Raw genomic sequence first — 21325 nt, 5'->3', positions numbered from 1 at the left:
GTCGTGTAACTAAGTTCTCTATAACGATGAAACTTGTTAAAGCTTGATTTTTAGCGAAATCTACGTATCTTTGCGCCTTAAAATTTTGAGTAATGCAATTGACAGAACAAGAACAGATTCGTCGCGATAAGCTAAAAGCTTTACGCCAGAAAAACATCAACCCTTATCCTGCTGAGGAGTTTAAATACACGCATACATCAGAAAAGATTAAAGCCGATTTTGAAGAAGGAAAAAAGGTGGTGATCGCTGGTCGTTTAATGTCAAGACGTATTCAAGGAAAAGCATCATTTGCAGAGCTTCAAGATGCTGAGGGTCGCATTCAGGTTTATTTCAACAGAGATGAAATCTGCCCTGATGAAGACAAATCACAATACAACGACATCTATAAAAAGTTGCTTGATATCGGTGATTTCATTGGGATTGAAGGTGAACTTTTTACCACTCAAGTGGGTGAAAAAACTGTGATGGTCAAAGATTTTACACTTTTAAGCAAAGCTTTAAAACCTTTACCACTTCCTAAAAAAGACAAAGAAGGTAATGAATATGATGGCTTTCATGATCCTGAACAACGCTACCGTCAGCGTTATGCCGATTTGATTGTCAATAAAGAAGTGAAAGACATTTTTATTAAACGCACAAAGCTTTTTACAGCCATGCGAAACTTCTTTAACGATAAAGGTTATATGGAAGTTGAAACACCAATTTTACAATCCATTCCTGGTGGCGCCGCGGCACGACCTTTTGTGACGCATCACAATGCTCTGGATATTCCTTTATATCTCAGAATTGCCAATGAATTATACCTGAAAAGATTAATTGTTGGCGGATTTGATGGTGTGTATGAATTTTCTAAAAACTTCAGAAATGAAGGCATGGACAGAACCCACAATCCTGAATTTACTTGCATGGAAATTTACGTGGCATACAAGGATTACAACTGGATGATGGATTTTACTGAAAAATTAATCGAACATTGCGCCATTGCTGTTAATGGGACGACAAAAGCACAGTTTAAAGAACATAGCATCGATTTTAAAGCGCCTTATAAACGCATTACAATGACGGATGCGATTAAGGAATATACAGATTTTGATATAACAGGAAAATCTGAAGATGAACTTCGTCAAGCGGCAACAAAAATGGGACTTGAGGTTGATGATACCATGGGGAAAGGAAAACTCATCGATGAAATTTTTGGAGAAAAATGTGAACCGCATTTCATACAGCCAACTTTCATTACAGATTACCCAAAAGAAATGAGTCCGTTAAGTAAAGAACATCGCGACAATCCTGAATTAACAGAGCGTTTTGAGCTGATGGTTTGTGGGAAAGAAATCGCAAATGCATATTCTGAGCTGAACGACCCAATTGATCAGCGCGAGCGTTTTGAAGACCAAATGAGATTGGCTCAAAAAGGTGATGATGAAGCGACAGAATTTATAGATTACGATTTTTTACGTGCGCTTGAATACGGCATGCCACCAACATCTGGACTTGGTATTGGCATTGACAGATTAATCATGTTTATGACAAACAATCCGTCTATTCAAGAAGTGCTTTTCTTCCCACAGATGAAACCTGAAAAGAAAAAAGTAGAACTCAACGATGAAGAAAAAGCTGTGATTGATATCTTGAAAAAAGAATCGCCACAAGAGCTTGATGCCGTTAAAAGCGAATCAGGTTTAAGCAATAAGAAATGGGATAAAACAACAAAATCTCTTCGTAAAAAATCATTGATTAATATTGATAAAACTGACGAAGGCTTATTTATCGCTTTAGCGTAAAAATTCTTTATTTATCAAAAATTAAGAAATCATGAAGACATATACGCTTGATGAAGTCAAGGATAAATATCTTGGAAAAAAAGGAACTAAAGAAAGAGATATTTATGAAAATGAATTACGTCTTGACTTAATTGGTGAAGCCATCAAACAAGCTCGAAAAGAACGACAATTAACTCAAACTCAACTTGGCGAATTGATAGGCGTAAAAAAAGCTCAAATTTCAAAAATAGAAAATAACTTAACTGACGCTAGGTTTGAAACTATTTTAAAAGTTTTTAAAGCATTGAATGCTAAAATTAGTTTTAATGTTGAACTATTAAATCACAAAGTAGACTTAGCGACAGAATAAAACATTGAACGAATTTTATTTTTTGCAAATTGATATTTAAATCCGTTTTTGACATCTTGTTGAAAACGGATTTTTTTATACTTTAAATTTAAAAAAGCTGTTCTAAAATTTCTTTAGATTTCGGTTTGTAAAAAGACTGCAAATGCAACTCGTAGTAATAAATAATAAAGTCGAGAAAATCTTGTCGTTTTTTTTGATTTAAACCTAAATTTTGAAATAAATCTGTTTTCTGTTGATTTAAAATCCGTTCAAGAATGTCAACATTTGAATTTTGAACTGTATAAATCGAAGAATCTTCAGCTTCAAAACGACCTTCAATCATATTGAAGTAAGCTAAGTTTTGATGATTCATTTCAGGATAAAAACCTAAAAACCGTGTCAATTCTACTAAGAAAAGCAAGTGAAAGTTTGAAAATTTTTCAGCTTCATCTAAAGCTATTAAGGCGTTTTCTATAAAAAGATACAGCTCTAAATTCCTTTCTTCTTCACGAATACAAGCTTTTAAAACCTCAGCCAAAAACATGGCAATACAGGATTTATAAATATTTTGATGTAAGCTTTTATAAGGAATGGCAACTTTTGCATCTTTCAGAAATTGCAAATTCTTTTGATCTCGATGCATAAAATCTAGATCGAGGCAACTCAAACTTTGAAAAAAAGAACTTTTAAACTTACCGCGTTTTGATTTACGAATGCCACGCATAAAAAATGAAACCAAACCAACTTCTTTTGTAAAGCATGTGACAATCAAGTCAGCTTCGCCATATTTTACGCTAGATAAAACGATGGCATTTGTTTTAATAGACGTCATCGGATAATCATGATTTTTGCAATTTGTGTCTCCTGCTGGTCGGCACCAGTTATCAAAACCAAATAAACACCTGAAGACACTTTATGCTTCCCAAAAGCACGTGTATCCCATTGCACACTCCCGCCGCTAACAGTTTCTTCGTAGACTAAATTTCCTGAAATATCTGTTATTTTCACGTTCGCTCTATCTGTTAATCCATCAATTGTGACGCGACCATTAAAACCAGGTCGCACAGGATTGGGGTAAGCGCGCACATTTTCTAAATCATCTTGTGCACCAGTGATTTTACTATTAAAAGAAACCAAACCTCTTGTCGTCCCGAAGTAAACGATACCTGTCGCTGGGTCAACATCGACAGAACTAACAGAGTTTGTGGGTAATGGCGAATTACTTACCGTGAATTGATTGAGCACATCTTGCCCATTTGCAGAGACTTGCACAACGCCAGCATCAGCGGTTGAAATCCATTTATTATTTGCGCCATCAACTGCGATATCAGTGATAAATTGTTTAAACAAGAGTTCTTGCGGCAAGCCATCAACATCTTCAATAATAATTGGAGAAACAGAAACATTTGCATTGTTTTCAAAAATTGAACTCGGATTAAACATTACTCGCAAACCATCAGAAGTCCCTATCCATAAACGTGAACTCAAATCAGTTTTTAAAGCGGTAATCCGTGGATTTTCATAATAGACTTCAGGAAAATCAACACCTTGTATGTCACTGCTAATCATTTTAGGCGTGTTGGTTGAAGGCTGATAAGCAATAATTCCTTTTTTAAAAGTTGCTGCATAAACATTTCCAGATTTGTCAGCTTCAATCTTTGCGACTGAATTCTTATCACTTTCAAAGAAAATATCAGACACATCAATGATGGAAACTTGTCCGTTGGTATTCATTTTCTTTAAAGGATTAGGAGACAACGAATTTGTAAAATATAAATCACCTTGTTGCGTAAAAACACTCCCACCCACTCTCACATCATTAGCATTGCTTGGTACACCTTCCATATTAGAGTTTTGAGAATCATAATGATTGAGAAGTTCATTATCAACAAATTCTAAAATTCCATCAAAATAACTACTGATCATCACGCGATTTGAGTTTTGAGGATCGACAGCGATATGGCTTAATTCGCGTGCATTATCCAATTCTTCAAGCTGAAAATTGTACCATTCTTCATCAAAAAAATGACTAGCACGACGCTTTGTTAATGGATATGGATTCCAGAATTGATCATACTCACCATAAACCACCCAAAGTTCATCAGGAAGTACTTTTAAATCGAAAACACTATTTAAGATAGGTCCATCCGGACTCACACTTTCATACGCTGACTGATTAGATTCTTTTACTTTTAAAACACCTAAATTTCTATCACCAATAAAAAGATTTTCATCTTTATAAACAGCGGTTGAAATATCCAAAACAACATCCATAAAACCATCAACATAAAAAGCGAGATTAAAATTCGCATCGCGAACTTCAACTTTAGATTTTAAACTAATTGTTAATCGATTTTCATTTGCAATGATATCATTAACTTTTTCTGAATAAGACTGAATAAGGTTTTGGGACGTCCCGTTAATTTGAAATAAGCGATTAGAATTCTGCAACGCGTAAAGTTGATTGTTAAAAACCTCAATGGCGCGCCAATTGGCTTGACCAATATTTTGCCATACTTGGTAATCAACCAAATCAGGATTATCAAAAGCAGCATAACGAATTCCCCCACCTTGCGTGGCTGCATATATGTTTCCGTTAAAAACGGTGGTTTGTTTAATGTCGAGTTCAGAGGCATTATCACCAATGAAAAACGAATCACCAAATTCTAAATTTTCTAAATCATAAACTGCGATTCCAAATTTGGTAGAAATCAGTATTTTCCCTTCGTGTTCATGAAAATGATTGATACGTTTTTGAGGTGGCGAGATGGTTTGCTTATTCTTGATATCAACCACGGTAAAAACTTTCTGATTGTTATCCATCACAATTTGCATCAATCCATTCTCATAACCCACTAGAGTTAAAGCGTAAGTATCTGAATGATAAATTGCTGATATTTCCTCACCTGACAAACCTTGTATTGAAGAAAATTTCTCAATAGTTTGTGAATTTAAATCATAAGAAAAAAAGGCATTTTCAGCAGCAGCATAAACACGATCAGTCGAAGTTGACATTGCTCTGATATCAAAATACGAGAAATAGCCATTCCACTGTTGCGTAAAATCTTGCGCATGAGAGTGTGTCACAAACAAGAGTAAAATAAAAGAAATAGATAACTTGAATTGCTTTTTCATAAAACTAAAACTCAAAAGTATCTTTATTATTATTTATGAAAGAGACACATTGACCTCAATATTGAAATACTTCATGAAGATGTCAAATTTACTAAACTTTAATAATTTTTTACCATTCGCTGATAATTCTTCCTTTACATTTACATGAATGATGAAGTTTAAAGATGAGTATTTCTAAAAAAGCACATGTCATTAATAATTTGAACATCAATTATTATAAAAAGTGTTTTCATTGATAAAAATCAGTCTTGAATAGAAAATCTTTAATACTTTTGTCTAGAATACGTTAACTAAATTTAGTTCATAATTTTCAATTATAATTTCAATCAAATCATTTTTTTATGAAAGCAAAAACAATGTATGATAATGTGATGGAGCAATTTAATCAAGTTGCTGATCGCATCGATCTTAATGAGAATATCAGAAAAATACTTGCGATCACCAACAATGAGATTATTGTTCACTTCCCTGTCAAAATGGATAACGGTGAGGTGAAAATCTTTACGGGATATCGTGTACAGCATAATAATTCTTTAGGGCCATACAAAGGTGGTTTGAGATTTCACCCAAGTATTGATGTTGATGATGCTAAAGCTTTAGCAATGTGGATGACATGGAAAACTTCTCTTGCAGGTTTACCTTACGGTGGTGCAAAAGGCGGTTTGCAACTTGATCCTAGAGATCACTCAATTGAAGAATTAGAGAGAATTACAAGAAGATTTACTTTTGCATTAGGCGATAGCATTGGACCTGAGCAAGATATTCCTGCACCAGATGTCAATACCAATCCACAAACTATGGCTTGGATTCTTGATACATATATGCAAACGAAGCCACCAGCAGATCGTTCAAAAAACCAACACGTTGTGACTGGTAAGCCAACAGGAGCTGGAGGTCTTGAGGGCAGAGACCGTGCAACAGGTTACGGCGTTTACCTGACTACTAAACTAATGGTAGAGAGTAAAGGCGAAAAGCTTGATGGCAAAACATTTATCTTACAAGGTTTTGGTAACGTTGGCCAATGGGCGTCTCGTTTCTTAACTGAAGATGGCGCTAAGTTATTGTCTGTTCAAGATGCACATGCAACTTTATACAACAAAGACGGAATCAATGTTGATGACCTTGCTGATCATTCAAAACCACGCAAAGGATCAATTAAAGATTTTGAAGGTGCTGAAGAAATTGACCCATCTAAATTCTTTGGTTTAGAATGTGATATTTTAATTCCTGCAGCTTTAGGTAACCAAATCACAGCTGATAATGCAGGTGATATTAAAGCTAAAATTGTTGCTGAAGGTGCAAACGGACCAACAACGAATGATGGCGAAAAGATTTTGTTAAAAAATGGAGTGATAATCGTTCCAGATATCTTATGTAACTCTGGTGGTGTAACTGCAAGTTATTTTGAGTGGTTACAAAACAGAAGCGGAGAAATCTACCAACTTGATGAAGTGATGGAAAGACTAACTAAAAAGTTAACTCAAACTTTTAGAAAGGTCGAAGATGCAGCTGAAAAAAACCAAACTGATTGGAGAACTGCTGCATATATTATTGCAATTAAGCGTATAGAAGAAGCTTACGTACAAAGAGGCATCTTCCCTTAAGAAGAAAATAAATACAAGCTTTTTAAAAGTGTCATGCAAATGGCGAGTTTCTCAACTCGCCATTTCATCTTTAATAATTCTTGATACTTTTTAAATTATAGAAATTATGAAATACGAAACTATTATTATAGAAGAAGATGAGCTGAACATACTCAAGCGCATCATGTCAATGAGTAGATACCTCAACGACAAGTCATACAAGGCTTCCATTTCTCATTTATACGCTGAACTTGAAAAAGTAAAAGTTGTGAACGAAGAAGATATGCCAAAAGATGTGATTAGATTCAATTCAATTGTTACTTTTGAAACACCTTTTAGCAAAAATCAAAGTTATCAAATTGTAACTCCTGAAAAGAGTGATATTAAAAACAATAAGATTTCTGTTTTAGCACCGATGGGCTTGGCTCTTTTCGGCTATGCTAAAGGAGATGAACTCACTTGGGAATTTCCTTCAGGTGAAAACACTATTAAAATAACAGATGTAAAACAACCTTAAAAAAACATTGCCATGTCAAACGAAATAGAAAAACATTACGATGATGAAGATATTCAGCGTATTAACCTTGACCGCGACATTAAACTCTGGAAAACAGAAATTGATTTTTTAGTTGAAGAACTTGATTTTTATGTTAAATTTTTAGAGTCAGCTCTTGTCAAAGAAAAAAATAATCAAGATCTCAAGCAGTTACATGAAAAAGTTGAGAAGCTTGCAGATATTACAAAAGAATATAGCGATAAAGTTATTGAGTTTGATCATGAAGCAGAAGGCATTATTGAATGTGACGACTTGAGTTGTGAGGTTTTCTTTCTCAATGCTCATTTACGTATGAAGGATAAACTCAATGAACATTTGAAGGTTTCTCGTGATCTTAAAAAAGAGATTTTCAGGCAACTTTCATCTACTTTTATTAAGGAGTAAGTTTTAAGGTCAACTACTTTACATTTAATATATCCTACTCTTTTAATAAAATTTACACTTTAATATCAACAATATAAATTGACATTAAGATTTTATTTATTTAATTTATTTTAAAAGCTCAAATTATTTTATATTTTTGTATAACAATCCTTTCCTTATGAAAACCAATTTATCTGTTTTAACAATTATACTTTTCTTGTTTTTTTCATCTTCCAACGTACAAGCTCAAATCAGCAGTGAAGTTGGTATATTTGCTGGCCCTGTAAGCTTCAGAGGCGACTATGGTGAGAAAGGAGATTCGGAAACGAATTTTGGAAACACAGGTTTGGGAATCGGGATTAATCATTATGCCAACTTTGCATACTCAGGTAGAAGCAGATCTTATTTTAACCAACATTTTAAAGTAAGGTCTCAGTTTTTATACCATACAACAAATTTAGAGCACTATGGCAGGTATGTCGATGGTGGTAGCTCGCAGGCTTTTAAGCTAAAAGCTATGACAGGTAAAGCCAGTGTTATTGAGTTAGGGACAGGTTTAGAATGGTATTATGGTAGAATACGTGATTTTGAAAGAAACATCGGTGAAATTATGCCTTATGCAGGTTTTGGATTTAACGTTGTTTTTGCTTCACCTAAAAATGAAACCAGTTTACCTGGAGAATTAGGTTCGTCTGATAACACATGGCCAAGTTTTTTATGGAAGCCAGGAGAAGACCCTAGAGTTTCAAGTGAAGCCGAGACAACTTTTGGGTTAAACTTCCAAGCTGGAATCAAATATAAATTATCCAGAAGCGGAGAATTGCAGCTTGAAGCAAGATGGCACACATATTTTAGCGATATGGTTGACGGATTAAATCCAAGTTCTGGAAATAAAAGCAATGATTGGATGGCAATGTTAGCTATAGGTTACATTTACTACTTATAAATATTTTAAAATATATTCTATCTTTTTTGTAGAGCTTTAAACCTTTTATGATTTATATTGTCTTACAATAAATCATAAAATATCTCACATGATCAAAAAGGTACTTTATTTTCCTTTAATCGCAGGATTGATGCTTTCTATTGGCTCTTGTTCTGTTTTTGAAGACAAAAAGGCGAATACTAAATCTGGTACATCGCAACAACAAAAATCAAAGAAAGGTCCTAAACCCTACACTAAAGTCATCACCAAATCAGCTAAAACTGATGAAGGACTTTTTAAGGTTCATCATGTTGACCAAAAATATTACTACGAAATTCCTGACTCTCTTTTTAATAGAGAAATGTTGATGGTTACACGTATAGCTAAAACTGCCAAGGGTATTGGTTTTGGCGGTGGTAAGCAAAACGAGCAAGTTCTTCGTTGGCAGAAAAAAGGTGACCGTGTTAATTTAAGAGTAGTCTCTCACGAAATTTCAGCAGCTGACTCTCTTCCTGTTCATGAAGCGGTTGTCAATTCAAACTTTGAACCTATTCTTTATAGTTTTAAAGTTGAAGCTTATAAAAAGGATTCAGTTAGTAACAACACAGTTATTGAAGTCACTGATTTATTTAATAAAGATGTTAAAGCAATTGGTCTTCAACAAAGCCGTCGTGGTAGCTACAAAATTTCTCGTTTAGACGGATCGCGTTCTTACATAGATACGATTAGAAGTTACCCGAAAAATATTGAAGTTAGACACGTCAAAACATATAATGCAGGAAAACCACCATCAAATTCAAGTAATGGCTCAATTAGTTTAGAGTTTTCAAACTCAATGATTCTACTTGACAAAGAACCAATGCAGCGTCGTTATTTTGACCAACGTGTAGGCTGGTTTACAAGTCGCCAAACAGATTACGGTCTTGAAGATCATAAATCTAAAACTGTAGAATATCTTGATCGTTGGAGACTTGAAGTTAAAGATGAAGACATTGAGAAATTTAAAAAAGGTGAGCTCGTTGAGCCTAAAAAACAAATCGTTTATTATATAGACAGAGCAACACCTAAAAAATGGAGAAAGTACATCAAGCAAGGTATTGAAGATTGGCAAGTTGCTTTTGAAGCAGCAGGATTTAAAAACGCCATTATTGCAAAAAATCCACCTTCAGTTGAAGAAGATCCTGATTGGAGCCCAGAAGATGCACGTTATTCAGTTGTACGTTATTTAGCATCTCCAATTCCAAATGCAAATGGTCCTCACGTGAGCGACCCACGTTCTGGAGAAATTATTGAAAGTGATATCAACTGGTATCATAATGTGATGACGCTTCTTAAAAATTGGTTCTTTGTACAAACCGCAGCGATCAACCCTGATGCTCAAAAAATGAATTTTGATGATGAAGTGATGGGACGTTTAATTCGTTTTGTTTCTTCTCACGAAGTTGGTCATACTTTAGGTCTACCTCATAACATGGGAAGCAGTGTTGCTTACAAAGTTGAAGATTTACGTGATCCTGAATTTACAAAAAAATACGGAACCGCTCCATCTATTATGGATTATGCACGTTTTAACTACATCGCGCAACCAGGTGATGGCGATGTCGCTTTAATGCCGAATATTGGACCTTATGATAAATACTCAATCAATTGGGGTTACCGTCCTATTTTAGGCAAAACAGCAAAAGAAGAAAAAGAAATTCTAGACCAATGGATTTTAGAGAAAGCTGGCGATCCAAAATATAGATTTGGAAAACAACAAATCGGCGGCTTAATCGATCCTAGCTCACAAACAGAAGATTTAGGTGATGACTCTATGTTGGCTTCTGAATATGGTATCAAAAACCTTAAAAGAATTGTTCCTAATCTAACAAAATGGACTGCTGAAGATGGGAAAAACTATGATGATCTTGATCAAATGTACAACCAAGTTTTAAGTCAGTTTAACCGTTATATGGGTCATGTGACAGCTAATATTGGTGGAGTTTATGAATATTACAAAACTTACGATCAAGAGGGGGCAGTTTACGTTCACACACCAAGAGATAAGCAAATTCGCGCTATGCAGTTTTTGGATAAACAATTGTTTGATACACCTGAATGGTTATTAGATCACGAAATTTTTAATAAAATAGAATCTGACGGACATTTAGATCGTTTGAAATCTTACCACGAACGCACAATCAATAATCTATTGGACTTTGGTCGTTTTGCTCGTATGATGGAAAACGAAGAAATGAATGACGATGCTTACACACCTATCGAAATGATGGAAGATTTAAGGTCATCATTATTTAAAGAATTAAGAAGAGGACAAGAAATATCAAGAACGCGTCGTAACCTACAACGTGTTTACATTTCTCGCATGGGCGAATTAATGACAGAGAAGCAATCAAGTTTACCTGCACGTTACCGTTCATACATCAGTAGAAGTAACATCGATGTTGAAAACAGTGACATCAGAGCATTAGTAAGAGGCGAATTAGTGACTTTGCAACGTGATTTAAAAACGGCTGCGAGAAGAACACGCGACACCATGACTCAATATCACATCAATGATGCGATTGAAAGAATAGAAATGATTTTAAACCCGAATGGGAAATAATTATTCATGATTATTTGATTGTTAAAAATCCCGACTTCCAAATGAGAAAGTCGGGATTTTTTATTTTAGGCTAAAACCATTTGATCCTTCCATTCTTTTTTAAGTTGTTGCAAACTCTCAAATAACTGCTCATAAGAGTCAATTACAAAGTAATCTTCTTGCATTACATCAGTTCTGAATTCTTTTTGCAAAATTGTATCCATTTCAAAAGGATGAAAATTAGCTTTCAACTCGGCAATTTGATTGGTCTCTCCAAAAGAAGATAAGATTCCTGCACCATAAGATTTGATGATTCCGTTTTCTTTAATCACACCAAACTCAATGGTAAACCAATACAGGCGTTGAAGTTGTTTTATTTTCTCTTTATCATTGATAAAATCACAGCCTAATTGTGCAAATTCTTGCATAAAAGCTGAAAAAATAGAATTACTCAATAATGGTACATGACCAAAAATATCATGAAACATATCAGGCTCTTCCAAATAATCTAAAGAGTCTTTACTGCGCAACCACGTCGATGAACAAAATTTCTTTTGAGCTAGGAGTTTGAAGAAATCCTCGACTTCTATCAAGCCTGGGACAACTTCTAAAGACCATGAAGTTGAATCTTTAAACCACTCTCCAAGCTTGCTAAAATCTGGTAATTCATCCGCATTTAAAACTGGTTTCATCACATCAACTGCTTCAAGATATGTTTCACTTGCTTTGTTTGGAATGTTTTCTAATTGACGCTGGAAGAGTTTGTTCCAAACCCATAAATCATCAGCTGTGTAAGTGTTCATGTCTTGTATCATAACTATTGTAAATAAAAAAATCCCGATTCGTTATGAATCGGGATTTGGTGAATATATTTTTAAATTTATTGTACTACCTACCGACTCTGGATTTCAGAATTGAAGAATAGTAATAATATGTCATTGTAAAATTTGTCATTGCTTAAGCAAATGTAGAATTATTTTTGAATAAAAAAATAAAATTGATTAAATCTTTTCTTCAACAAGTTTTTCAGTCGTTAGTTCGTAATTTTTAATCACGTCCTCAAGTTTATCAATCACGTAGCTTTGAAAGTAACGTTTATTTCTGTTTTGAGTATTGCTTAATGTAATCACAACTAAGTCTTCATCAGGGACAAATGTTAAGCCATTTCTGTAACCATCCCATATACCGTTGTGATAAATAATTCTTTTATCTTGATCTTTTTTAGTGCGGTAACCAATGCCATACTTGTAAAAATCAAACTCATCAGAGTTGAACATTAAATCAACAGTTTCTGGCTTTAAAATTTCTGCATTTTTAATTGCTTTAAACCATCTCCACAAGTTATCAGCAGATGCATAAACACCTTTATCACCAACAGCTCCATTATGGAAACTAGGCGCTAATTTAACATAACCACGCCCATAAGCTTGATAAGCCTTCGCTACATTATCCAAATCTCTATTCTCAAGTCCAACATAAGTTTCATTAATGTTGAGCGGTTTAAAGAATTCTTCTTCTAAATAATCTTCAAAATTTGTTCCTGAAACACTTTCAACAATAGCTGCTAAAAGCACATAATTGGTATTGTTATACTTAAATCTAGAACCTGGTCTAAAACTCAAACTCGTTTGGTGCTGATTGACAAGCTTAACAACATCAAAATTGTTAGGCGCTTTATCTTTTTTCCAATAAGCTTCAGTCATATACATATAATTCCATAAGCCAGATCTATGTTTCAATAAATCTTTAACGGTTAATTCAGGAAATTTAAACCCAGACAAATAAGTTGTTACACTTTCATTTAAGTCTAATAATTCATCATCATAAAGCTTCATTATGGCTGCTGCAGTAAATTGTTTACTCACTGATGCTAACTCAAATGATGTTGATGAATCTATTTCTGTTTTATTAATCGGATCTTTATACCCATAAGATGAGTCAAAAATAACTTGATCTTTATAAGCGATCAACAAAGAGCCGTTAAACCTCAACCGATTCGCTTTAGTTTTCAGTTTCTCAGAAACCTGAGCAATATCAACAGCAAGCTCTTCTTTATAACTTACTTTAGATTTTTCAACTTTTACAGATTTAGCAATATCTGCAATTGCAACAGAATCTACGTCTGTATGCATCACAGTAAAACTGTTATTTTCTGAAGAAGGATGACTTGAAAACGCGTAATTAATAATAACAAAAAAGCCGACAACAAGCGATACTGTAAACAGCTTTTTTGAGCTTAAAAAACCTAAACTCATAGACAATTTTTTCTTTAAGAGAAGCCAAATATAGTTAATGTGTATAAAATACAATCTTAAAACGCTTCAAAATTAAGCTTTTATAAGTTTCAAAATAATTGCCCATATATATCGATTTGCTAAATTTGCATGACTGGAATTTTTGGTAAACTAAAATTTATCAATTCATTATTAGAAATTAATAGACAAAACATGTTAGAAGTTAAAAACATTAAAGCCAACAAAGACGCTTATTGCGAGGCGCTTAAGAAAAGAAATTTTGACGCGAAAGAAATTTTTGACGACATTCTTCGTCTAGATGAAGAAAGACGTTCAACGCAAGTTCAACTTGATGAAATTCTGTCACAATCTAACAATTTGTCCAAACAAATCGGTCAACTTTTTAAAGAAGGTGAAACTGAAAAAGCTAATCAACTGAAAGAAAAAACAACTCAATTAAAAGATGATTCTAAAGTGTTGTCTCAACAAATGAGCGAAATTTCTGAAGATTTACAAGAGTTACTTTACCAAGTGCCCAACGTTCCTCATGATTCTGTTCCAGCTGGTCAAGATGAAGAAGATAATGTTGAGATTTTTAAAGAAGGTAAAGTTCCTGAATTGTCTAAAAAAGCACTTCCGCATTGGGAGTTGGCCAAAAAATATGACTTAATTGATTTTGAGCTTGGTAATAAAATTACCGGTGCTGGTTTTCCTGTTTTTAAAGGAAAAGGCGCGCGTTTACAAAGAGCTTTAATCAGTTATTTCCTCGATAAAAACACCGAAGCTGGCTACAGCGAACTACAAGTTCCGCTTTTAGTTAACGAAGAATCTGGTTACGGAACTGGACAGCTTCCTGACAAAGAAGGACAAATGTATCATGTTACAGGGGACGATTTATACCTTATCCCAACTTCTGAGGTGCCGCTGACAAATATTTACCGTAATGATTTGCTTGAAGAAAAAAAGCTACCTATACAAATGACAACCTACACACCTTGCTTTAGAAGAGAAGCTGGAAGCTATGGTGCACACGTTAGAGGACTTAACAGACTTCACCAATTTGACAAAGTTGAACTCGTAAATGTAGTAAAACCTGAAAATTCTTACAAAGTTTTAGATGAAATGGTTGAACACGTTAAAGGCATTTTGAAAGAGCTTAAATTACCTTATCGTATTTTAAGGTTATGTGGAGGCGACCTAGGTTTTACATCTGCTTTAACCTATGATTTTGAATTATATTCAACAGCCCAAGAGCGTTGGTTGGAGATTTCTTCTGTTTCAAATTTCGAAACTTTTCAAGCAAACCGTTTAAAAATTAGATATAAAAATAAAGACAAGAAAAAAGAATTAGTCCATACACTTAACGGAAGCTCACTCGCATTACCACGAGTTATTGCAGGGCTTCTAGAAAATTGTCAAACTGATGAAGGTATCAAAATACCTGAAGTATTAGTGCCTTATACAGGTTTTGAATGGATTAAATAATCTTCTTGTAAAAATACAGAAAACAAAAAGCTGTCTTTTCAATTAAAAAAAGACAGCTTTTTTGTTTGACAATAAATCTTAAAAATCGTTTTCAATATAGTTTTGATAAGCGTCAAAAGAAAAAGCACCGCTAAATAATTTAATTGATTTCTTTAAAATTTCAGAAGCTTGAACATCGCTATAACCAAGGCCAATTGCATAACGTCTAATCAATAAGGCTTCAACTTCATCCATCGTTCCATCAACATAAATAACTTTTAGCAAATCATATAAATACTCTAATCTCTGATCTTTTGAACCGATTGAAAGAATAGAATAGCCTGAAGGATCTTTCATAATCTTCTCATAATCTGAATCACTGATGCTAAGCTTTCGCTTAAAGCGGCGCAATAAATTTTCTTCAAGTTCTGTGATTTGACCATCTGAGGCAGCAAGACTTACTAAATTTGCGAAATGATAAAAGCGCATTTTAGCAGAGTCTGATGTATATAAATCTTTTGTCATGAATTTTGAATTTTTTATTTTAAAGATAATATTTATTTTAAATTCTGTCTTACATTTGATTTTGTAATTTGCAATATGGCTAAAAAAATAATCGGCAGAAAAGATATCGCCAACTTTCCAGAATTAGGTTTACAACAAGTCGCGATCAAGATTGACACAGGTGCTTATACGTCTTCAATACATTGCGATGATTTTAAAGAAATCAACGGTCAATTGCATTGTAGATTTATTGACTCTAAAAATAAAAAAATAAATTATCAATCTCTTGTCATTAATAATTATAAAAAAATAAAGGTAAAAAGCAGTAATGGTGGTGTAGAAGAACGCTATCAAATCAAATCAAAAATAGAATTATTTCAGAAAACATATCAAATTTCTCTTTCATTAACAGATCGTTCAACGATGAAAAATCCTGTTTTGATTGGTAGAAAATTCCTTAATAAGAAATTTATCGTTGATACAGATTTAAACAATCTCTCATTTAAAGCCCAAGCATGAATATTAAAATTTTATCAAGAAACCAGAATTTATATTCGACAAGACGTTTAGTTGAAGCAGCCGAAAAACGCAAACACAATGTTCAAGTCATTGATCACCTTAAATGTGATTTAGTGATCGAAAAGCGCAAACCAAATATTTATTATAAAGGTGATTACATCACTGATACTGATGCGATAATTCCGCGTATTGGAGCATCGGTCACTTACTTCGGTACAGCAGTTGTCAGACAGTTTGAAATGATGGGCGCTTTTTCAACAACCGATTCTGAGGCACTTGTGAGAAGTAGAGATAAATTGAGAAGCTTGCAAGTCTTGTCACGTGCTAAAATTGGTTTACCAAAAACGGTTTTCACCAATTACTCTCGTGATGTTGAAGGTTTGATTGATCATGTTGGCGGAACACCTTTAGTTGTGAAGTTACTTGAAGGCACACAAGGTTTGGGTGTGGTGTTAGCAGAAACAAAAAATGCAGCTAAATCTGTCATTGAAGCCTTTAATGGTTTAAAAGCAAGAGTGATAGTTCAAGAGTTTATTGAAGAAGCAAAAGGTGCTGACATTCGTGTTTTTGTTGTTGATGGTCACGTGGTTGGTGCGATGAAGCGACAGGGAAAAGAAGGTGAGTTCAGATCAAATTTACATCAGGGTGGTTCTGCTGAAGTCGTTGAACTTTCAGATGAAGAAGAAATTGCTGCTATCCGAGCTGCGAAAGCCATGCGTTTGGCGGTTGCTGGAGTTGATCTTATTCAAAGTTCACGTGGTCCTTTAATTCTTGAAGTTAATTCTTCGCCAGGACTTGAAGGCATTGAGAAAGCGACTGGAAAAGATATTGCAAAAAGCATTATCCAGTACATAGAAAAGAATGTGTAAATATGCCATACATTGACGAGCATAATATCTTGCATATTTTAGATCATGAAATATTGCCTGGTCAAAAAGCCAGAATAAATTTTAACACAGCTAAACTTTACACAAACACTGCCGTTGAAGTTCCCGTCATCATTCATCGTGCTAAGCGAAAAGGCCCTGTTGTTCTTATCACTGCTGGTATTCACGGCGATGAAATTAATGGTGTTGAAGTTGTCAGACAGGTTGTTGCAAAGGGTATCAACAAACCAAAATGCGGTACAATTATTTGTTTGCCAGTCATCAATGTTTTTGGTTTTCTAAATTTGTCACGCCAATTTCCTGATGGTCGCGATCTTAATCGTATGTTTCCAGGAACTAAAAAAGGCGCTTTAGCAAGTCGTTTAGCTTTTAGATTTTCAGAAGATATTTTACCCATTGCCGACTATTGTTTAGATTTTCATACAGGTGGCGCAAGTCGATTTAACGCAGCTCAAATCCGAATTACAGAAAACAATCCGCAGTTTGATGAGCTTGCGTCTATTTTCAACGCACCTTTCACAGTTTATTCTAAAACACTAAAAAATTCATACCGAGCAATGTGTGAGAAAAAAAATATTCCTATTCTACTTTTTGAGGGAGGAAAATCTTTAGATAGAAATAAAGAAATCACAGCACATGGTGTTGAAGGTGTCAAACGAATTTTGAATCACCTGAATATGTTAAGTCTGAAAATTGAGGCGCCAAATCAAGAAGAAAAAAGTAAATTCATCACAAAAACAAAATGGATCCGTGCTAAATACAGCGGTCTTTTTCATCCAGAAATCGCTGTTGGTGAATATGTTGACAAAGGTCAGATTATTGCCTATATTACAGATGCTTATGGCAGTTTACAACATAAAGTTAGAGCCACAAACAATGGCTACCTCATCAATGTTAATCAAGCACCGATTGTTTATCAAGGTGACGCCATTTTTCATATTTCAACACAAATAAAATGACTAAAAACGAATTAAGGATAAAATATAAAGCCAAAAGAAAAGAACTCTCTGAACACGAGATTGACCAGCTTAGCCTTGATATTGCTAATCAATGTCTAAATTTAGATATTTGGAATCACAGATTGTATCACATTTTTCTAAGCATCACAAGGCACCAAGAAATCAACACTGAACACTTGCTACATGCCATTCAAGGGAAAGACAAAGATGTTGTCATCTCTAAAACACAGAAGGATTTAGAGATGGCGCACTATCTTTTAACCGACTCGACACCGATTAAACATAACAAATACGGAATTCCAGAACCTCAAGATGGTATTTCAATCAAAGCTGAAGATCTTGATGTGGTGTTTATTCCGCTTTTAGCATTCGATCAGCAAGGAAATAGAGTTGGTTATGGCAAAGGTTATTATGACGTTTTTCTTGATCAATGCCGAAAAAACGTGATAAAAGTGGGTTTATCATTCTTTTCTGCTGAAAAGGAAATCGAAGCTCAAGCACATGATCAACAGTTAAATTATTGCGTCACTCCTTCAAAAATTTATGAATTTGAGAATTAAGGCGCTCAGAATAATTTTGAAATGAATTAGTTTTATATTTGCAAAAAATCAACCTCACTCATGAGTAAACTCTTAATTGTTGGAACAGTTGCCTTTGATGAAATTGAAACACCTTTCGGAAAAACAGATAAAATTCTCGGTGGCGCTGCGACATACATCGGATTGAGTGCCGCTAACTTTAATACAGAAAGTGCAATTGTATCAGTTGTTGGGCAAGATTTCCCAGAGAAACACCTCAACTTGTTTAGAGAACAAAACATTAATCTTGACGGACTTCAGGTTGTAGCAGACGGACGAACTTTCTTTTGGAAAGGTCGCTATCATAACGACATGAACACACGAGATACACTTGAAACACAACTCAATGTGCTAGCAGATTTTGAACCAAAAGTCCCAGATCACTTTTTAGATTCAGACATAATCATGCTCGGCAATTTGCATCCTGCAGTTCAAATGTCTGTCATCGAGCAAGTCAAAGCTCCAAAACTGATTATCCTTGACACGATGAATTTTTGGATGGATACAACTTTGGATCTCTTGAAAGAGGTGATTGCAAAAATTGACGTGATTACGATTAACGACGAAGAAGCGCGACAGCTTTCTGGTGAATATTCATTAGTCAAAGCTGCCAAAAAAATACATGAAATGGGTCCCAAATATGTAGTTATCAAAAAGGGAGAACACGGCGCTTTGCTTTTTCATGATGATGAAATTTTCTTTGCTCCTGCCTTGCCTTTAGAAGAGGTTTTTGATCCAACAGGTGCAGGCGATACATTTGCGGGAGGATTTGCAGGATATTTAGCTGAAACAAAAGATACGTCTTTTGAAAATATGAAAAAAGCCATTGTTTATGGCTCGAACTTAGCTTCCTTTTGTGTTGAAAAATTTGGCACAGAAAGAATGAAAAATCTTGATATTGAAGAAATCAATGGGCGATTAAAAGAATTTAAATCGCTAACACAATTTGAAATAAATCTTACTTAAATAATTTAAGCCCTGAAATTTCGGGGCTTTTTTGTGCAGCTATGAGCGAACTAATAAAACATGAATGTGGAATTGCGCAACTCAGATTGCTCAAACCACTCAGCTATTACAAGGAGAAATACGGAACAGCATTTTATGGTATCAATAAAATGTATTTGATGATGGAAAAGCAGCACAATCGTGGTCAAGATGGTGCAGGTTTAGCCAGCATTAAGCTTGATGTCGAACCTGGCAATCGTTACATCAGCCGTGTCCGATCAAACGCTGCGCAACCGATTCAAGATATTTTTGAGAAAGTCAATAACCGCATCAATCAAGGTTTAAAAGAAAATCCTGAATGGCTAAAAAGTGCTGAATTACAAAAAGAAAATCTACCTTATCTCGGCGAACTTTATTTAGGCCATGTGAGATACGGAACTTTTGGGAAAAATAGCATCGAAAATGTTCATCCGTTTTTAAGACAAAATAACTGGATGCACAGAAACCTTATCGTTGCTGGGAATTTTAACCTCACCAATGTTAATGAACTTTTTGATAAACTTGTTAGCCTTGGCCAACATCCTAAAGAAAAAGCCGATACCATTACTGTGATGGAAAAAATCGGTCATTTTCTAGATAGTGAAGTTGAAAAACTTTATAAGAAATTAAAATCAAAAGGCTTTAACAAGCAACAAGCTTCACCGCATATTGTTGAGCAAATTAAAGTCCATAAAATTTTACGAAAAGCATCAAAAGATTGGGATGGCGGCTATGTTATGGCAGGCATGCTTGGGCATGGCGATGCTTTTGTTTTGCGTGATCCAAATGGCATCAGGCCAGCTTACTATTATATGGATGATGAAATTGTTGTAACAGCTTCAGAGCGCCCTGTAATACAAACAGCTTTTAATGTAGCTTATGATGATGTTAAAGAATTAAAGCCAGGACAAGCCATTATTACTCAAAAAAATGGTGAAGTTTACTTTAAACAAATCATCGAAGCTAAAGAAAGAAAAGCTTGTTCCTTTGAACGTATTTATTTCTCACGCGGAAGCGATGCTGAAATTTATACTGAAAGAAAAAAACTAGGATCATTATTAATGCCTGAAGTTTTAAAAGCGATAGATTTTGACACCATCAATTCAGTGTTTTCATTTATTCCAAATACAGCCGAAACATCATTTTATGGCATGGTTGAAGCTGCTCAAGATGAGCTTAACCGCCAGAAGAATCAAGCGATTTTAAAAGAAAAAGAAAATCTGACTGATGAGCGATTATCTGAAATATTAGCCCATCGTTTGCGCACAGAAAAAATTGCTGTTAAAGATGCTAAGCTCCGCACATTTATCACAGAAGATAGCAGTCGTGACGATTTGGTTGCTCATGTTTATGACGTGACTTATGGTGTTGTTAAACCAACAGATAATTTAGTAGTGATTGATGACAGTATCGTTCGTGGAACGACATTAAAGAAAAGTATTTTGAAAATGTTGGATCGATTAAATCCTAAAAAAATCATTATCGTTTCTTCGGCGCCACAAATTCGTTACCCTGATTGTTACGGAATTGATATGGCACGTATCGATGATTTTGTTGCCTTTAAAGCTGCAAAAGCATTGCACAGAGAACGTGGCACTTATGAAGAAGTTATTGAGTCAATTTACAAAAAATGTGTGGCTCAAAAAGATTTACCAAGCGCTGAGGTTGAAAATCATGTGAAAGAATTTTATCAATATTTCTCTGCCTCAGAAATTTCGAGTAAGATTGCAACTTTATTAAGCGATGATAGTATTTCAACAGAAGTTGAAGTCATTTATCAAAGTGTAGAAAACTTGCATGAAGCTTGCCCTAAGAATTTAGGTGACTGGTATTTCACAGGTAATTACCCAACGCCAGGAGGCAATAAGGTTGTGAATCGAGCGTTTATGAATTTCTATGAAGGTAAAGAAGACCGCGCTTACTAATTAAGTTGTAACTCAA

General features: G+C 34.6%; 19 protein-coding genes. 14 read left to right on the top strand and 5 right to left on the bottom strand.

The window, feature by feature from the left end; genetic code table 11:
• Positions 1–92 precede the first annotated feature (92 nt).
• Complete coding sequence (gene lysS, locus BLV84_RS08895; protein WP_093244321.1) at positions 93–1784, top strand: lysine--tRNA ligase; 1692 nt, start codon at positions 93–95, stop codon at positions 1782–1784.
• Between the two features lie 31 nt (positions 1785–1815).
• A complete protein-coding gene (locus BLV84_RS08890; RefSeq protein ID WP_093244320.1) occupies positions 1816–2133 on the top strand; it encodes a helix-turn-helix domain-containing protein in 318 nt (105 codons plus the stop codon).
• Between the two features lie 88 nt (positions 2134–2221).
• Here BLV84_RS08890 and recO read toward each other — a convergent pair whose 3' ends face one another.
• Together recO and porZ are read right to left on the bottom strand one after the other, a co-directional pair.
• A complete protein-coding gene (gene recO / locus BLV84_RS08885) occupies positions 2222–2944 on the bottom strand; it encodes a DNA repair protein RecO (RefSeq protein WP_093244319.1) in 723 nt (240 codons plus the stop codon).
• Entirely contained in the window at positions 2941–5247 is a 2307-nt protein-coding gene (gene porZ / locus BLV84_RS08880) for a type IX secretion system anionic LPS delivery protein PorZ (RefSeq protein WP_093244318.1), read from the bottom strand. The genes recO and porZ overlap by 4 nt, the downstream gene beginning before the upstream one ends.
• A 341-nt stretch (positions 5248–5588) precedes the next feature.
• On the opposite strand from porZ, the gene BLV84_RS08875 reads away from it, so the two are divergent.
• The 5 genes from BLV84_RS08875 to BLV84_RS08855 all read left to right on the top strand — a co-directional run bounded on the left by BLV84_RS08875 (position 5589) and on the right by BLV84_RS08855 (position 11276).
• Positions 5589–6851: a Glu/Leu/Phe/Val family dehydrogenase gene (locus BLV84_RS08875; protein ID WP_093244317.1), complete on the top strand. Its 1263-nt coding sequence runs from the start codon at positions 5589–5591 to the stop codon at positions 6849–6851.
• A 106-nt stretch (positions 6852–6957) separates the two neighbouring features.
• Complete coding sequence (locus tag BLV84_RS08870; protein ID WP_093244316.1) at positions 6958–7347, top strand: GreA/GreB family elongation factor; 390 nt, start codon at positions 6958–6960, stop codon at positions 7345–7347.
• 12 nt (positions 7348–7359) lie between these two features.
• Positions 7360–7770: a hypothetical protein gene (locus BLV84_RS08865; protein WP_093244315.1), complete on the top strand. Its 411-nt coding sequence runs from the start codon at positions 7360–7362 to the stop codon at positions 7768–7770.
• A gap of 157 nt (positions 7771–7927) precedes the next feature.
• Entirely contained in the window at positions 7928–8695 is a 768-nt protein-coding gene (locus BLV84_RS08860; protein WP_093244314.1) for a THC0290_0291 family protein, read from the top strand.
• A gap of 88 nt (positions 8696–8783) precedes the next feature.
• Positions 8784–11276, top strand: coding sequence for a zinc-dependent metalloprotease (locus BLV84_RS08855; RefSeq protein WP_093244313.1), 2493 nt, complete (start codon positions 8784–8786; stop codon positions 11274–11276).
• A 65-nt stretch (positions 11277–11341) separates the two neighbouring features.
• Here BLV84_RS08855 and BLV84_RS08850 read toward each other — a convergent pair whose 3' ends face one another.
• Together BLV84_RS08850 and BLV84_RS08845 are read right to left on the bottom strand one after the other, a co-directional pair.
• A complete protein-coding gene (locus BLV84_RS08850; protein WP_234953123.1) occupies positions 11342–12058 on the bottom strand; it encodes a phenylalanine-4-hydroxylase in 717 nt (238 codons plus the stop codon).
• Positions 12059–12256: 198 nt separating this feature from the next.
• On the bottom strand, positions 12257–13510 hold the full coding sequence (locus BLV84_RS08845) for a serine hydrolase domain-containing protein (RefSeq protein WP_093244312.1): 1254 nt from the start codon (positions 13508–13510) through the stop codon (positions 12257–12259).
• A gap of 192 nt (positions 13511–13702) precedes the next feature.
• On the opposite strand from BLV84_RS08845, the gene serS reads away from it, so the two are divergent.
• Positions 13703–14974, top strand: coding sequence for a serine--tRNA ligase (gene serS / locus BLV84_RS08840; protein WP_093244369.1), 1272 nt, complete (start codon positions 13703–13705; stop codon positions 14972–14974).
• Positions 14975–15052: 78 nt separating this feature from the next.
• Here the strand turns inward: serS and BLV84_RS08835 are convergent, their stop codons facing one another.
• Positions 15053–15478: a TerB family tellurite resistance protein gene (locus BLV84_RS08835; RefSeq protein WP_093244311.1), complete on the bottom strand. Its 426-nt coding sequence runs from the start codon at positions 15476–15478 to the stop codon at positions 15053–15055.
• A 75-nt stretch (positions 15479–15553) separates the two neighbouring features.
• Between BLV84_RS08835 and BLV84_RS08830 the strand changes: the two genes are divergently transcribed.
• From BLV84_RS08830 to BLV84_RS08805, 6 genes are read left to right on the top strand one after another with little or no spacing between them, the layout of a single operon-like run.
• The gene (locus BLV84_RS08830; protein ID WP_093244310.1) at positions 15554–15976 is read left to right on the top strand and encodes an ATP-dependent zinc protease family protein; all 423 of its coding nucleotides are present in this window, start codon (positions 15554–15556) and stop codon (positions 15974–15976) included.
• Complete coding sequence (gene rimK / locus BLV84_RS08825; protein WP_093244309.1) at positions 15973–16845, top strand: 30S ribosomal protein S6--L-glutamate ligase; 873 nt, start codon at positions 15973–15975, stop codon at positions 16843–16845. Before BLV84_RS08830 ends, rimK begins: the two co-directional genes overlap by 4 nt.
• 2 nt (positions 16846–16847) lie before the next feature.
• Positions 16848–17822, top strand: coding sequence for a succinylglutamate desuccinylase/aspartoacylase family protein (locus BLV84_RS08820; protein WP_093244308.1), 975 nt, complete (start codon positions 16848–16850; stop codon positions 17820–17822).
• Positions 17819–18382, top strand: a complete 564-nt coding sequence (locus BLV84_RS08815) for a 5-formyltetrahydrofolate cyclo-ligase (RefSeq protein WP_093244307.1) — start codon at positions 17819–17821, stop codon at positions 18380–18382. The genes BLV84_RS08820 and BLV84_RS08815 overlap by 4 nt, the downstream gene beginning before the upstream one ends.
• A gap of 60 nt (positions 18383–18442) precedes the next feature.
• Positions 18443–19366 (top strand): PfkB family carbohydrate kinase, encoded by a 924-nt coding sequence (locus tag BLV84_RS08810; RefSeq protein WP_093244306.1) that lies wholly within the window; start codon positions 18443–18445, stop codon positions 19364–19366.
• Positions 19367–19407: 41 nt separating this feature from the next.
• Positions 19408–21309: an amidophosphoribosyltransferase gene (locus tag BLV84_RS08805; RefSeq protein WP_093244305.1), complete on the top strand. Its 1902-nt coding sequence runs from the start codon at positions 19408–19410 to the stop codon at positions 21307–21309.
• Positions 21310–21325: the final 16 nt, after the last annotated feature.

The sequence above is a fragment of the Psychroflexus halocasei genome (genome assembly GCF_900107595.1).
GTDB lineage: Bacteria > Bacteroidota > Bacteroidia > Flavobacteriales > Flavobacteriaceae > Psychroflexus > Psychroflexus halocasei.
This window is presented reverse-complemented; position numbering and strand designations above follow the sequence as displayed.

Excerpts from the sequence above, each read along its gene's own strand:
- rimK (WP_093244309.1), top strand. The coding sequence starts at position 15,973 with ATGAATATTAAAATTTTATCAAGAAACCAGAATTTATATTCGACAAGA.
- BLV84_RS08850 (WP_234953123.1), bottom strand. The coding sequence starts at position 12,058 with ATGAACACTTACACAGCTGATGATTTATGGGTTTGGAACAAACTCTTC.
- BLV84_RS08860 (WP_093244314.1), top strand. The coding sequence starts at position 7,928 with ATGAAAACCAATTTATCTGTTTTAACAATTATACTTTTCTTGTTTTTT.
- BLV84_RS08865 (WP_093244315.1), top strand. The coding sequence starts at position 7,360 with ATGTCAAACGAAATAGAAAAACATTACGATGATGAAGATATTCAGCGT.
- BLV84_RS08815 (WP_093244307.1), top strand. The coding sequence starts at position 17,819 with ATGACTAAAAACGAATTAAGGATAAAATATAAAGCCAAAAGAAAAGAA.
- BLV84_RS08820 (WP_093244308.1), top strand. The coding sequence starts at position 16,848 with ATGCCATACATTGACGAGCATAATATCTTGCATATTTTAGATCATGAA.
- lysS (WP_093244321.1), top strand. The coding sequence starts at position 93 with ATGCAATTGACAGAACAAGAACAGATTCGTCGCGATAAGCTAAAAGCT.
- BLV84_RS08845 (WP_093244312.1), bottom strand. The coding sequence starts at position 13,510 with ATGAGTTTAGGTTTTTTAAGCTCAAAAAAGCTGTTTACAGTATCGCTT.
- BLV84_RS08890 (WP_093244320.1), top strand. The coding sequence starts at position 1,816 with ATGAAGACATATACGCTTGATGAAGTCAAGGATAAATATCTTGGAAAA.
- serS (WP_093244369.1), top strand. The coding sequence starts at position 13,703 with ATGTTAGAAGTTAAAAACATTAAAGCCAACAAAGACGCTTATTGCGAG.
- BLV84_RS08870 (WP_093244316.1), top strand. The coding sequence starts at position 6,958 with ATGAAATACGAAACTATTATTATAGAAGAAGATGAGCTGAACATACTC.
- porZ (WP_093244318.1), bottom strand. The coding sequence starts at position 5,247 with ATGAAAAAGCAATTCAAGTTATCTATTTCTTTTATTTTACTCTTGTTT.
- BLV84_RS08855 (WP_093244313.1), top strand. The coding sequence starts at position 8,784 with ATGATCAAAAAGGTACTTTATTTTCCTTTAATCGCAGGATTGATGCTT.
- BLV84_RS08835 (WP_093244311.1), bottom strand. The coding sequence starts at position 15,478 with ATGACAAAAGATTTATATACATCAGACTCTGCTAAAATGCGCTTTTAT.
- BLV84_RS08805 (WP_093244305.1), top strand. The coding sequence starts at position 19,408 with ATGAGCGAACTAATAAAACATGAATGTGGAATTGCGCAACTCAGATTG.
- BLV84_RS08830 (WP_093244310.1), top strand. The coding sequence starts at position 15,554 with ATGGCTAAAAAAATAATCGGCAGAAAAGATATCGCCAACTTTCCAGAA.
- BLV84_RS08810 (WP_093244306.1), top strand. The coding sequence starts at position 18,443 with ATGAGTAAACTCTTAATTGTTGGAACAGTTGCCTTTGATGAAATTGAA.
- BLV84_RS08875 (WP_093244317.1), top strand. The coding sequence starts at position 5,589 with ATGAAAGCAAAAACAATGTATGATAATGTGATGGAGCAATTTAATCAA.
- recO (WP_093244319.1), bottom strand. The coding sequence starts at position 2,944 with ATGACGTCTATTAAAACAAATGCCATCGTTTTATCTAGCGTAAAATAT.